Source organism: Nocardiopsis dassonvillei subsp. dassonvillei DSM 43111, from assembly GCF_000092985.1.
GTDB classification, from domain to species: domain Bacteria; phylum Actinomycetota; class Actinomycetes; order Streptosporangiales; family Streptosporangiaceae; genus Nocardiopsis; species Nocardiopsis dassonvillei.
The window spans coordinates 2,195,224-2,208,724 of sequence record NC_014210.1 but is presented as its reverse complement, the minus strand read 5'-3'; the positions used below and the strand labels follow the sequence as shown (position 1 = coordinate 2,208,724).

Genomic DNA, 13,501 nt, shown 5'->3' with positions numbered 1-13,501 from the left:
CTTATAGCACGGCAAGTGGCGGGACGCCCAGAGGCCACTGGAACGCCCCGCCCTCACCGAACACCTCACGATTCCATAGCAGCGCGATCTAAACGATGCAAGAACCGACAAAGAAAGAGTCCGATGAGCTCTCCTACTGTAGCCGCGCTTTCGGTCCTGGTCGCAATGACCTGGCTGGTTATTTGGGGTGCTCCCCTTATCCCTGCGGCGACATCTGCCTAACCCCTTAGGCGCATTCGAGAGGGGCCCGCCGCCCAAAGCGGCGGGCCCCTCATACTGCATCAAACCGTGTCCTGACTGGCCATGACCTCGCATTCTTGCATAAGCGAACGCATTAGCACGTGCATATGCAAGACACAAACCTCGCCCGGGACTAACCCGAACGATCAGCAAGTTGCCCTTCGAAGAAAGAAATTCAACACTGGCTGGAGAGGACTGAAACCCGGCTCACCAGGAGCCCCTTACACACCATTTGTCACAGGTGTTTTAGGAGACCACGTGGACTCCCCCGGTCACACCTCCCCGACCAACGACCCAAGCGCCCGGACCAACACCGTGCGCGGCGACATCAGCGGAACCGCCGTCCAGGTCGGCTCGCTCCGCGGGGACGTGAACCTGCACCTGGCATCCGCGGCCGACCGCGTCCCCCGCCAACTCCCCGCCGCGCCCGCCGTCTTCGTGGACCGGCCCCATCCGATGCGGGCGCTGGAGGCGGCCGTGTCGCGCGCCCACGCCCGGGGCCGCCACGCACTGGTGGTGATCACGGGCTCGGCGGGGGTGGGCAAGTCCGCGCTGGCGGCGGAGTTCCTGCGCGCGCACCCGGAACTGGGCGGAGGCGGACAGCTGTTCGTGGACCTGCACGGCTTCTCCCCCGGACAGCCCGCCGACCCCCACGACGTGCTGGACGTGCTGCTCCGCGCCGTGGGCGTGCAGATCGGGACGGCACCGGCGGACCTCGCCACACGCGCGGCCTGGTGGAGGTCGGCCACCGCGCACGCGCCCGTGTCGCTGCTGTTGGACGACGCCCTCTCCGCCGCCCAGGTCCGCGCCCTGCTGCCCGGGGGCGACCGCGGCACGGTGGTGGTCACCACGCGTCTGCGGCTGGCCGGGCTGCGCCTGGACGGCGGGCAGTTCGTGGACCTGCATCCGATGACGGGGGCCGAGGGGGTGGCCCTGCTCTCCGAACTCAGCGGCCGCTCCCCCGCCGGAGAGGCCGACCGGAAGGCCATGCACGGCGTCGTCACCCTGTGTTCGGCACTGCCGGTGGCCGTGTGCACGGTCGCCGTCGACCACGGCACCCGCAGCCGGACCTGGCGGGACACCGAGCGGCGCCTGCGCTCCGCCCCCCGTCGGCTCGACCACCTGGACACCGCGAGCAGGGAAATGGGTATGGACGTGTCCGTGCGCAACGCCTTCGACCTGTCCTACGCCTCCCTCCCGGTCTTTCCCGCCCTGCTCTACCGGCGTCTGGCCTGGCACCCGGGCCCCGACGTCACCGGTGAGCTGGCCGCCCACCTCACCGGCCGCCCGGCGGCCGAGTGCGAGGCGGGGCTGGCCGCCCTCACCCGCCACCACCTGCTGACCGAGCACAGCGCCGAACGCTTCTCCTTCCACGACCTGCTGCGCCTGCACGCCGCGGAGAAGGCCGAGGCCGAGGAGGACTCCGGCGCCCGCCACCGGTCGCTGACGCGGCTGGTGTCCGGGTTCGCCGACCTGGCGGTGTCGGCCGACGCCGTGCTGCGGCCCTACGCGGGCAACCGGGCGGTGCCGGGCTCACCCTTCACCGACGCCGCGCAGGCCACGGCCTGGCTCAACCGGGAGCGCGACAACCTCGCCGCCCTGGCCGAACTGGCGCCGCGGCTGGGAGCGCACGAGCACGTGCCGCGCCTGCTGGACGGCCTGTGGTCGCTGTTCCTGCACCACGGTCAGGCGCGGTTGTGGCTGCGTGCCGCCGCGCCCGTGCTCGGGGAGTCCTCGGCCGACCTGGAGGAGACGACGGTCGCACGGCTGCTGAACAACCGCGCGCTGGTGCACAGCCACCTCGCCGGTGTCGAGGAGGCGATGGCCGACCTGGACGCCGCCGAACGGGTCTGGCGGCGCCACCAGGACCTGGAACGCCTGGCCCAGACCCAGCAGCGCCGGGGCATCGTGGCCTTCCAGAACCACCTCCCCGGGCAGGCCGCCGACCACCTCGCCCGGGCCGTGGCGACGGACGAGCGGACCGGGGTCGCCCACAACCTGGCCATCAGCCTGTTCATGCTCGGCCGGGCCCGCCACGCCCTCGGGGACCTCGGCCCGGCCCGCCTGGCCCTGGAGCGCGCCCTCCCCCTCCTGGACGGGGACGCCTACAACCAGGCCCGGACCAGGATCGTCCTGGGCACCGTCCTCGCCGCCATGGAGGAGTTCGCGTCCGCATCGGCGGAACTGGACCGGGCGCTGGAGGTGATGCGCGAGCGCGGCTCGGCCTCCGGCCAGGGCAAGGCCCTGGAGGCGATCGGGGAACTCGCCGAACGCCGCGGGGAGCCGGGCCGGGCCCGCGAGGCCTACGAGCGGGCGGTGGAGCTGCTGCTGCCGACGGACCCGGCCAGACTGCGTGTGGAGGAACGCCTGGAGGCGTTGGGATGACCCCGTCACCGGGGTTCGGCTCGCACCCACACCTCGTGGACGGGCGGCCCTCCCGGGACGGGGGCGGGTTCCGGGGCGGGGGCGCCGTCTCCGCCGGTGTCGGGTGGTGGGGGGACGGACGGGTTCCGTGCGGACCTGAGCACGGTGTCGGGGAGCGCTGCCGGGTCGCGACCGCTGACCAGCCACGCGTACACGAGGGCCGCGGCCGCGACCGTCCCCCACCGGTCCGCGCCGCGAGCGGCGCCTCCGGCGGGGGCGACCGGTGTGACGAGGACGAGCCCCCGGGGGGTGGCCAGGACGCCCCGGCCGTCGGGGCCGTGCACAGCGGCCACCCGGCAGCCCGGGTGGGCGCGCAGCAGTGCGAGCCCCGTCTCCCGCGGCGAGGGGGACACGCGCCCGCAGCGGCACAGGAGGACGTCGGCGATGTCCGGCCGCTCGGACGGGTGGCACGGGTCGGCGATGAGAGGGGCGTCCAGCCCGGCGGGGAGGTGCCCCCGGAGCGGGTCGGGGGCGCCCGGCACCGCGAGGACGCGTTCCCGGCGCGGAGCGCAAGTCCTCGTTCCCACGGGAAGGCTCTCCGGGAACGGATCGGGAGCCCCCGCTCCCGCGGGAAGGAGCCCCCGGGACGGGTCGGCGGTGAACGCGTGCTCCCCGGCGTCGGCGGCCGCCGTGTGCCGGGCCCGTACCGGGGAGGCCTCCGGGGTCACGCCGCCCACCCGCGCATGTCCCAGCCCAGCGGACGCAGCGGGCGCGCGGCGGGCAGGATGTCGGGTTCGTCCAACCCCAGGACCTCGTAGAGCACCGCGCGCGTGCGCTGGGCGAAGCGGCCGGGGTGGGAGGTGATCCGCGCGGCCACGGCGCGCAGCGCCTCCCGCTCGGCGGCCTCCACGGAGCGCAGGGCCCGGCCCACGAGCGGGGCGTCCCCGCGCACGGCCGGAAGGGTGCGCAGAACCTGCCCCATGGGCGAGGCCGTGTCCACGTCCGCCCGCCCGTCGTCGGCCACCAGCACGGGCCGTCCGGTCAGGGTGGCGTAGACGGTGGTGGAACCGTGGTCCCCCACCACCGCGTCGGCGGCGGCCAGGGCGCTGGCCCATTCGGCGTCGACCGGCACCACCTCCAGCCCCTGGGCGATGAGCGGGCCCAGCCACTGGTGCACCTGCCAGTCGCCGTGGGCGGCCCACACGTTCGGGTGCACGAGCAGACCGACCCGGCAGGACGCGGACACCGCGTCCACGACCAGGCGTCCGAGCAGGGTTCGCCGGGACCCCAGCAGCGACGAGGGCCCCCAGGTGGAGGCCGCCACCACCCACACGTCGTCGGGGCCCAGACCGAGCTGGGACCGGCACCACGGGCGCCGCTCCAACGAGGCCAGGATCCGGTCCGCGGCGGCGTCCCCCACGACGCGGGCGCCGCCGACCGCCTCGGGGCACGCGGAGGCCAGGCGCAGGGCCTCGTCGTCGTGGGCGAGCGCGATCCGCTCCGCGACCAGGCGGCCGTCCCGGACCAGGCCCTCGCGTCCCAGGCCGTAGGTGGCGCGGGCGAGCAAGCCCTGTCCGCCCAGGTGGGCGGGGGTGAGCTTGTTGAAGCCGACGCCGTGAGAGAACAGCACCACGGGCGCGTGGACCCGGTCCAGGACGCGGCTGGCGCTGGCCGCCAGGGCGAGGTCGAAGCGGGTGTTGACCGCCTGCTGCCAGGGCACCACCACGACCCCGGCCCGCGCCAGCCAGGCGGCGAGCCCGGCCCCGAACACCTGGTCGGGCGCGACCGTGAAGACCACCTGCACGCGCGGGTCGGAGGCCACGGTCGCCACCGGGTCCATCAAACGCTGCGCGTCGGCGACCGTGCACGCCACGGCCAGCACCCGGCGGCACCCGCCCCAGGTGGTCCACCGCCCCGCGTCCATCCCGATCGGCGCGCGGGCCCATTCCGAGTTCCCCATCCGAAGCTCCCTTCCAGCGGATTCCGCACGGATGCGGCCGTCACCGTGAGGATGGGAGGGCGGACTCGACGCACCGCTGGACGTCCCGCTGGACGGCCGCGGACGCGGTACTGGACCGCGGCCGCGGCCCGGGGCTTCCCTGGGCCCGCCGCGTCCCGTGGTCCGGGGCGGAGGGGCCGTGTGCGGCGCTGTCGCGTCTTTTACAACGTGAGAAAACCAGCCTCCACATGATGAGACCACGGTCACAGCGGCCTGCCCGGACACGGAAACCCGACTGGAGGAACCCTGACCGGAGCGGCTCCGGAGCGCGCGATCGGGAGAGTTCCCGGGCGGAAGCGTCGCACGGAGAGCCGTCACGTGCTGTATAACGATAGAAAAATCGCCGGAGAACGCACGGATGCGTGTGCAGGCGGACGGTCGTCGGGACGGCGACGGCGGCGGGAGGCCAGCGGGCGGCGCGGGAACGCCGCCGGGGCGGCGGGGACGCGCACGGTCGTGCACGTGTGCACCATGTGCGGAGGAGACGCTGTGGCCATCAGCCTGAAGGACGTCGCGGAACACGCGGGCGTCTCGGTCAAGACGGTGTCCAACGTGGTCAACGGCTACCGCCACGTCACACCCGCCACCCGCCAGCGCGTGCAGCAGGTCATCGACGAACTCGGCTACCGGCCCAACCTGACCGCGCGCCACCTGCGCAAGGGCCGCACCGGCATCATCGCGCTGGCCCTGCCCGAGCTGGGCAACCCCTACTTCGCCGAACTCGCCGACGCCGTGATCAACTACGCCGCCGGACTCGACCTCATCGTCCTCCTCGACCACACCTACGGCCGCAGGGACCAGGAGGTGCTGTTCGCGCAGGGCTTCCGCGCCCGGCTGATCGACGGGCTGATCCTGAGCCCGATCGAGCTGGAGAACGAGGACCTGCTCGCGCGCGGGCACGACGCCCCCCTGGTCCTGCTGGGCGAGCGCGAGTACGAGGCACCCTACGACCACATCGCCATCGACAACGTGGCCGCCGCCCGCACCGCCACCCGGCACCTGCTCGACCTGGGCCGCCGCCGCATCGCCTTCATCGGCGCCCGCCACGGCCGCTCGCGCCAGCCCGCCCACCTGCGCCTGCGCGGATGGCGCGAGACCGTCACCGCGGCGGGGGCGGCGGCGGACGACGCCCTGGTGGCCGGCACCGACGGCTACACGCGCCGGGACGGCGCCCAGGCGATGGCCCGCCTCCTGGACTCGGGGACCGCGCCCGACGCCGTCTTCTGCTACAACGACCTCATCGCGATCGGCGCCATGCGCACGCTCACCGAACGCGGCCTGCGGGTGCCCGAGGACGTCGCGGTCGTGGGCTTCGACGACATAGAGGAGGGCCGCTACTGCACGGCGGCCCTCACCACCATCGCGCCGCACAAGCAGGCCATCGCGCGGGCCGCGGTGGACGCGCTGCTGGCCCGGTTGGAGGGCGGCGCGGAGGGCGCGGTCGAGTCGCGCCGCGTGCGCCCGGGGTTCGCCCTGGTGCCCAGGGAGAGCACGCTCGGGCGGCCGTGACTCCGCGACGAGGAGGCCCCGCCATGACCCACGAGCCCTGGACGGTCGACTTCTGGTTCGACCCGTCCTGCCCGCTGAGCTGGGTCACCGCGCGCTGGCTGCGCGGGGTCGCCCGGGAGCGCCCGGTCACGGTCCGGTGGCGGGTGATGAGCCTGTCGGTGCTCAACGAGGGCCGGGACGAGGACCCCGAGGGCGACACGGAGGGCTACCTGTGGATCCCCGCCCGCGTGTGCGCGGCGGTGCAGAGCGGCCACGGGCACGAGGCGCTCGGCCGGTTCCACGAGGCGCTGTGGACCGGGGAGGACGCCGCGGAGAGCGGGTGGATCGGCGACCTCGCCGACGCCCTGCGCCGGGCGGGGCTGCCCGGGGACCTGGCCGGGGCCGGCCTCTCCGGGGAGCACGATCCCTTCCTGCGCGCCTCCCACCACGACGCCGTGCGCCGGGTGCCCGGCGAGGTCGGAACGCCGATCCTGGCCCTGGCCGGCGCCGACGGCGCGCCGCGGGCGGTCTTCGGCCCCGTCGTCACCGAACCGCCGGGCCGGGAGGAGTCCCTGCGCCTGTGGGAGGCGGTCGTGCTCCTCACCGGCGTCCCCGGGTTCCGCGAGATCAAGGCCTGATCCCAACGGCATCGACTCCGCAGGGCTCGGGTCAGGTTCCGATGCCGGTGAGCGCGACCATGAGCGGGACGAGCGCGATGTTGACTTCCTCTCCCTCGCGAACGAGGGAGATTCCGACCGCCCCTTGGCGGGGCGGTGGCGCTGCGCGCCTCGCGGCTGCAGCTGGTTCCTGCTTCACCGACATGGCATCCCAGAGGTCTCGGCAGGCTGGCACGGTTCACCCCGAAGGGCTAGTCCATCCGCGCGTGAGAATGTTCTGGGCCGCGTTCACGTCCGCATGCGCTGTGTGCCCGCACCTGCCGCAGCAGAAGACCGATTGGCTCTCTCGGTTCTCCGCCGCGACGTATCCGCACGAGTGACAGGTCTGGGACGTGTACGCGGGATCAACCTCCACGATCCGGGTCCCGGTGCGCCGGGCCGCGTTGTGACAGGCCAGCTTGAGGCCGTGCCAGCCCTTGGCCAGAATCGCCCGATTCAACCCCGCCTTCTGACGCACGCTGACGCCGGGCACCTCAACAGTGCCTTTCGCGGAGGCCGTCATGTTCGTGGTGTTGAGCTTTTCCAGCACCACGACCGCGTTCTTGGCACACAGCGTGTGCGCGGTCTGGGCGGCGAAATCGGAGCGCCGAGCCCGCACCCGCCCGGTCAACGCGGACAGGGCGGCCCTGGTTCTGGCCCGGTTCGCCGACCCCTTGCGTTGGCGGCACAGGCGTCGGCGCAGACGGCGTTCGCGCTCGGCCTCCTTCGGGGTCTGGAACACCTGGTCGAGCAGGTCTCCATCGCTGGTGGCCACCGCCACCGCCACACCCCGGTCCACACCTACCGCGCTGTCGGGACGCTCATGTGCCTCCGGTGTGGCCTGGCCGTCCTCGCACAACAGCGACACGTACCAGTAGGCCCCGTCGCGGGAGACGGTGGCCGAACGGACCGTGCCCCGGGGTGCGCGCGACCAGCGGAACCGTACCCACCCCAGCTTGGGCAGCTCGACCCGTGCCCACCTGCGGCCCAGGCGTTCGACCTTCATCCATGCGCTGTCGGGGAAGCGGAAGGAGGGCTTCCACCGGTCCTTGGCACGCCATCGCACCTTGAACGTGCCGTGGTCCCGGCAGGCCCGGTCCAGGTCGCGCAGGGTCTGCTGGAGGATGTGGGAGGGGGCGGCCTGAAGCCAGGTCTCCTCGGTCTTGGCCTCGGCCAGTTCACGGGCCTGGAGGTGGTAGCCGCAGTAGGGCAGGCGCTGGCCGCGCCGCCAACGGGACACGGCCTCACGGCGCTGGTCAAGGCCGGTGTTCCACACCGCCCGACAGATATCGCCATAGACCTGGCACGACTCGGCCTGCTCGTCGGTGAGCGCGAGCCGGTACCGAAACCCCGTCAACATGATGAGAAAACACCTCCCCTCGAACCAGCACACACCGTAGCCACGCCCTACGACATTGCGGCGGGGGCGGCTTGCCCCGCCCTGAAGAACGGGGGGTCTGCACCGCCAACGAAACCGATCACCCCGAGCAGGACCGCGGCGAGCAGCTGCTGCTGCCGGTCCATCCCCAGCGGGAGCAGGGCGAAGACGATGGCGAGCGCGGGGGCCAGGACCCATCCCAGGGTGGCCCGGCCCCGTTCGAACCGCTCCTCGGCGGGCGAGAGCCTCTGCCGCGCCAGGTCCTCCCGCGACCGTCCGCCCAGGAGGGCCGCCTCCACGTCGGTGCGCCCGGCCGGGTCGGGCGGCGGGGAGGCGGGGGGTGGTGCGGGTGTGGTCTCCGATGACATGCGCTCTCCTTCGGTCGGTGCGCAGACCACTCTCAACGTGTGACCGCCATCACGTCCAAGATATAGTTTCTCTCAGACCCATAGACTGCGCCTATGAATCGGTGGGTGAGCTGACATGGACGCGCGGCAGCTGTCCTACTTCCTGGCCATCGTCGACCACGGAGGATTCGGCAGGGCCGCCGAGCACCTGCACATCGCCCAGCCCTCGTTGTCCCAGGCCATCGGGGGTCTGGAGCGGGAGCTGGGCGTGGACCTGTTCCACCGGGTGGGCCGGGGCGTGGTGCTGACCGACACCGGCACCCGCCTCATCGAACCGGCCCGCCAGGTGGTCCGGGACCTGGAGGCGGTGCGCGACACCGCGCGTTCGGCCCGCGGGCTGCGGCGGGGGCGGGTGGACCTGGTCTCGACGCCCTCCCCGGGGATCGAGCCGCTCACCACGCTGATGGCCTCCTTCGCGCGGGAGTACCCGCTGATGACGGTCAACGTGGCGGGGGCGTTCACCCCCGAGGAGGTGGTCCAGCACGTGCGCTCGGGGGCGGCCGAGATCGGGCTGCTGGGCTCGGCGGGCCACCCGCGCACCGCGGACCTGAGGGTGCTGCCGGTGGAGGAGCAGCCCCTGGTGCTGCTGTCCCCGCCCGAGGAGGAGGGCGCCCCGCCGGAGCGGACCGTGTCCGGCGGCACCGGTCCCGTCCCGGACCGGATCGACCGCGCGGACCTGGGCGGTCTGCGGCTGATCGCCTCCCAGCGCGGCAGCCTCATGCGCCAGATCGTGGACGACATCCTGGCGGGCGGCACCGACGCGCACCTGGCCGCCGAGGTCGACCACCGCACCTCGATCCTGCCCCTGGTGCTGTCCGGGCTCGGCCACGCCGTCATGCCCTCCTCCTGGAAGCCCATCGCCACGCGCATGGGCGCCCGGGTCCGCCTCATCGAACCGGTCTCCCGCCTGCGCGTCGTCATCGTCAGCCGCGCCTCGCGGATGACGCCCGCCGCGCAGGCCTTCCTCGGCGTCGCCGAGCACTACGCCAGGACCCGCCCGGAAGCGGAGCCGGGGGGTTCCGCGCAGGCATAGGCACCGCCTATGGGTCACATCGCCGATGCGTCTTGGACGCGGCCGGGGGCGGCGCGCTTGACTTCCGGGGAACCCGACCGACGGAGGAGACATGGCCCAGACCCGCCACTTCCGCATCGCCGCCATCCCCGGTGACGGCGTCGGGAGCGAGGTGGTCGACGCGGGCCGCCAGGTGCTCGACGCCCTGGCCTCGGCCTCGCACGGCACCCTCGGCTTCACCTGGCAGGAGTTCCCGTGGGGCTCGGACTTCTACGCCCGCACCGGCAAGATGATCGACGACGACGGCCCCGAACGGCTCAGGGAGTTCGACGCGCTCTACTTCGGCGCCGTGGGCTGGCCCACCGTCCCCGACCACGTCAGCCTGTGGGGCCTGCGGCTGCGTCTGTGCCAGGGCTTCGACCAGTGGGCCAACGTCCGGCCCGTCCACTTCCTGCCCGGCGTCACCAGCCCCCTGCGCAAGGCCGACACCACCGAACTGGACTGGGTCGTGGTCCGCGAGAACTCCGAGGGCGAGTACGGCGGGTTCGGCGGCCGCAACTTCTCCGCCCGCGGCCGGGGCGGCGAGGTGGCCGTGCAGTCGGCGGTCTTCACCGAGACCGGCTGCGAGCGCATCATCCGCTTCGCCTTCGACCTGGCCCGCACCCGCAGCCGGCGCAAGGTGTCGTCGGTGACCAAGAGCAACGCCCAGCAGTACGGCATGGTGCTGTGGGACGAGGTGTTCGAACGCGTGGCCGCCGACTACCCCGACGTGGAGACCGAGAGCGTGCTGGTCGACGCCATGTCCGCCAAGTTCGTCCTGCGCCCGGAGGAGCTGTCGGTGGTGGTGGCCTCCAACCTCAACGCCGACATCCTCTCCGACCTCGGCAGCGCCCTGGCCGGGAGCCTGGGCCTGGCCGCCAGCGCCAACCTCAACCCCGAGCGCCGCTACCCCAGCATGTTCGAACCGGTGCACGGGTCGGCCCCCGACATCGCCGGAAGGGGCGTGTGCAACCCGATCGGCGCCGTCGGCAGCGCCGCCCTCATGCTGGAGCACTTCGGCCTGGACGAGGAGGCCGCGCGGGTGCAGCGGGCCATCCGGGCGACGTGCGCCCAGGGCGTGCTGACCGCGGACGTGGGCGGCGGCGCCTCCACCAAGGACGTCACCTCGGCGCTGATCGACAACCTCGCCGACTGAGCGCGGCGTCCGGGAGCGCGGTGGCCCCGCCGGGGCCACCGCGTCACCCTCCCCCGCCGGCCCGCGCCCTCCGGTGCCACAGCTCCAGGTCGGCCCTGATCTCCCGGGTCCTGGGGTGGTCGGGCCCCAGGATCCGCAGCTGGTCGGGCAGAAGGGCCTCCATCGCCTCGGCCGCCCGCACGGGATCGCCCGCCTCACCGCGGAAACGGGCCAGGCTGTGGCGGGTGGTGAGGACGTGGGGGTGGTCGGCGCCCAGATAACGGACCTGGTCCGTCAGGAGTTCGCCGAGCCCGTCCAGCGCGCCCGCGTGGTCTCCTCGGACGCCCCGCCAGGCGGCGATCTGGCCGCGGGTGCTGAGGGTGTCGGGGTGGCCGGGCCCCAGGAGGCGCAGCTGGTCGGGGAGCAGTGCCTCGAAGCCCGCGATGGCCCCGTCGACGTCACCCGCCCTCCCCCGCCACCGGGCGGTCTGGCCGCGGATGACCATGGTGCTCGGGTGGTCGGGGCCCAGCACGCGCCGGTGGTCCCCGATCAGCGACCGGTAGGTCTCGAAGGCGGCCCGGGCGTCCCCCGCCCGACCCTTCAGGGAGGCCAGGTGGCCGCGCGCGGCGAGCGCCTCGGGGTGGTCGGGGCCCAGGCGGCGCAGCAGGCCCGGCAGAAGGTCCTCCAGCGCCTCGCACGCGCCTCGGGAGTCACCCGCCCGTCCGCGCCACCGCGCCGCCTGGACCCGGGTGACCAGGGTCTGGGGGTGGTCCGCGCCCAGGGCCCGCGTCATGTCCTCGGCCAGGTCCCGGAAGCCCCGGGCGGCGTCGGTGGCCTCGCCCGCCATGCCGCGCCACAGGACGAGTTCGTGGCGGGCCGCCAGCGAGTCCGGGTGCCGGGGGCCCAGCCGGAGGTCGGCGGCCTCCACCAGGGACTCGAACCGGGCCGTGGCCTGGGAGAGCGCGCCGGAACGGCCGAAGCTGCTCCCGAGCGCGAACAGCACCCGGTGCGCGCCGTCCCCCCACAGCCACTCGCCGCCGTGCTCGTCCAGCGCGGCGGCGTTGGCGCGCAGCCGCTGTCCCAGGGGGCTGGCGTGCACGCGCACGGGCCAGACCGACAGGAGCGCCTCGGCGGCCGTGTGCACGGTGTCGCGGTCGACGGCGGTCGCGGGGTGGTCCCGGGTGGCGCGCTGCACGAGGCGGTGCGCGCCCACCACGGCGTCGTGTCCGAACCCCGTGCGGGTGACCAGGTGCAGTCTGGCCAGCGCGGACAGGGCGTCGTCGGCGTCCTGGGCGGTGGGCCGCGGGCCGTCGGGGCGTGCGCGGTGGAGGTGGTCCAGAACGGGCTCCGAGGTCAGGACCGCGGCGGGGATGCCGGTGGGGTCCAGCACGCTGACCAGCCGCATCATCGGCCGCGCCAGCCCTTCGGGGGCCAGGGTGTCGGCGTGCTCGACGGAGACCGCCCAGGTGGCGGCCACCGTCCGGGATCCGTCGTCGGGCAGGCTCTCCCCCTCCGGGAACACCCTCGCCAGGGTGCGCCGCCGGTCCCGGAGCAGGGCGCGGTAGGAGTCGCAGGTCATGCCGTCCCTGCGGTCGCGGACGTAGGCGGCGGCGTGGGACAGGGCGAGCGGCAGGTGGCCCAGTTCGTCGGCCAGGGCCCTCAGCTCCGCTCCGCCGGGTACCCGGGGCAGGTCGCGGAGCGCGGTGGCCAGGTAGGCGAGGGACTCCGGCGGCGCGTAGGTGCCGACGCCGACGAACGTGCGGCCCCGACCGGCCAGTGCGGTGTCGGTGCGGCGGGTGGTGACCACGAGGCGGCCCTGCGGCCCCGGTGCGTGGGCGGCGGGGGTGGCGTTGGGCGGCCACAGGCCGCTCGCGTGCCGGGGGACGTCGAGGTTGTCCAGCACGACCAGCCAGCGCCGGTCGGTGGTCTGGAGCCAGGCGAGGAACTGGTGGGACGCCCGTTCGGGGTCCTCGTCCACGTGGCCGGAGACGACCCGGCGGGCGGCGTCGGCGTAGGTCTGCGTGATGGCGGACCGCTCGGCCGCGGGTACCCACACCACCAGGTCGACCCGCTCCTTCGCCAGGAGGGCGCGGGCGTGGTGGGCGGCCAGCTGGGTCTTGCCCGCCCCGCCCATCCCCGTCAGGACCAGGCCCGGCACGGCCCCGGGGCGGCCCCGGGCCGCGTGGTCCATCCGACCGGTCAGGTCCCGTTCCTGGAAGTGGTCGGCCTCGTTGGGCAGGACCCCGACGACGACGGGCCAGTCGGGCCCGGCGGTCGGCGCGTGGACGATCTGCGTGTCGATGACCGTGTGGTGCCTCGGCTGGTGCACGGTGAGGGTGCGCCCCTGGATCACGGTGCCGCCGCTCACGCGCCCGGTGAGGGTGTTGGCCGCGTCCTCGCCGGTCGCCGGTGCCGTCGGGCGCGGCACGGCCCGCCCCGTCCGGGCGAGCGCGGTCACGGCGAGCGTCAGCACGGCGGCGGCGCCGACACCGGCGGCGGCCCGTGCCCGGAGCGGGTCGGGGCCGCCGACGAGCCACAGGAGGACGGCCGCCGCGCCCAGGAACAGGGTCGCCGCGGCACCCGCCCGGACCCACCGCGTACGTGTCATGGCGCCGATTGTGGCGTGGAAACGCCCGCACTGCCAGGCTTGCCGGTCCCCGCGCAGGTGGTGCCCGGGCCGTGGCGTGTCGGCTCGTCGGCCACCGGCATGCGGGGCGTGGACGGCGGTCCGGATGTCCGGCGGGGACGGCCGCGGTGCCCGTCCCCGGGCTTCGGTCAGCGGG

General features: G+C 74.2%; 10 protein-coding genes. 5 read left to right on the top strand and 5 right to left on the bottom strand.

Annotated features, from left to right (window positions below; translation table 11 throughout):
- The first annotated feature begins 498 nt into the window (after positions 1-498).
- Positions 499-2,625: a tetratricopeptide repeat protein gene (locus NDAS_RS08960; protein WP_013152840.1), complete on the top strand. Its 2,127-nt coding sequence runs from the start codon at positions 499-501 to the stop codon at positions 2,623-2,625.
- A 5-nt stretch (positions 2,626-2,630) separates the two neighbouring features.
- On the opposite strand, the gene NDAS_RS08955 is transcribed toward NDAS_RS08960, so the two are convergent.
- Complete coding sequence (locus tag NDAS_RS08955; protein ID WP_232051710.1) at positions 2,631-3,191, bottom strand: hypothetical protein; 561 nt, start codon at positions 3,189-3,191, stop codon at positions 2,631-2,633.
- Between the two features lie 137 nt (positions 3,192-3,328).
- Positions 3,329-4,564, bottom strand: a complete 1,236-nt coding sequence (locus tag NDAS_RS08950) for a hypothetical protein (RefSeq protein ID WP_013152838.1) — start codon at positions 4,562-4,564, stop codon at positions 3,329-3,331.
- Positions 4,565-5,092: 528 nt separating this feature from the next.
- Between NDAS_RS08950 and NDAS_RS08945 the strand changes: the two genes are divergently transcribed.
- Complete coding sequence (locus NDAS_RS08945; RefSeq protein ID WP_013152837.1) at positions 5,093-6,112, top strand: LacI family DNA-binding transcriptional regulator; 1,020 nt, start codon at positions 5,093-5,095, stop codon at positions 6,110-6,112.
- Positions 6,113-6,135: 23 nt separating this feature from the next.
- Positions 6,136-6,729 carry a DsbA family protein gene (locus NDAS_RS08940; RefSeq protein ID WP_013152836.1) on the top strand — a complete coding sequence of 198 codons (594 nt, stop codon included), beginning with the start codon at positions 6,136-6,138 and terminating at the stop codon, positions 6,727-6,729.
- 217 nt (positions 6,730-6,946) lie between these two features.
- On the opposite strand, the gene NDAS_RS08935 is transcribed toward NDAS_RS08940, so the two are convergent.
- Positions 6,947-8,107 carry an RNA-guided endonuclease InsQ/TnpB family protein gene (locus tag NDAS_RS08935; RefSeq protein ID WP_013152835.1) on the bottom strand — a complete coding sequence of 387 codons (1,161 nt, stop codon included), beginning with the start codon at positions 8,105-8,107 and terminating at the stop codon, positions 6,947-6,949.
- Positions 8,108-8,154: 47 nt separating this feature from the next.
- Positions 8,155-8,493, bottom strand: coding sequence for a hypothetical protein (locus NDAS_RS29235; RefSeq protein ID WP_013152834.1), 339 nt, complete (start codon positions 8,491-8,493; stop codon positions 8,155-8,157).
- Positions 8,494-8,608: 115 nt separating this feature from the next.
- Between NDAS_RS29235 and NDAS_RS08925 the strand changes: the two genes are divergently transcribed.
- Both NDAS_RS08925 and NDAS_RS08920 read left to right on the top strand, forming a co-directional pair.
- The gene (locus NDAS_RS08925; RefSeq protein WP_013152833.1) at positions 8,609-9,565 is read left to right on the top strand and encodes a LysR family transcriptional regulator; all 957 of its coding nucleotides are present in this window, start codon (positions 8,609-8,611) and stop codon (positions 9,563-9,565) included.
- Positions 9,566-9,656: 91 nt separating this feature from the next.
- Positions 9,657-10,739, top strand: a complete 1,083-nt coding sequence (locus NDAS_RS08920; protein WP_013152832.1) for a tartrate dehydrogenase — start codon at positions 9,657-9,659, stop codon at positions 10,737-10,739.
- Between the two features lie 43 nt (positions 10,740-10,782).
- Here NDAS_RS08920 and NDAS_RS08915 read toward each other — a convergent pair whose 3' ends face one another.
- Positions 10,783-13,326, bottom strand: a complete 2,544-nt coding sequence (locus tag NDAS_RS08915) for a tetratricopeptide repeat protein (protein WP_013152831.1) — start codon at positions 13,324-13,326, stop codon at positions 10,783-10,785.
- Positions 13,327-13,501: the final 175 nt, after the last annotated feature.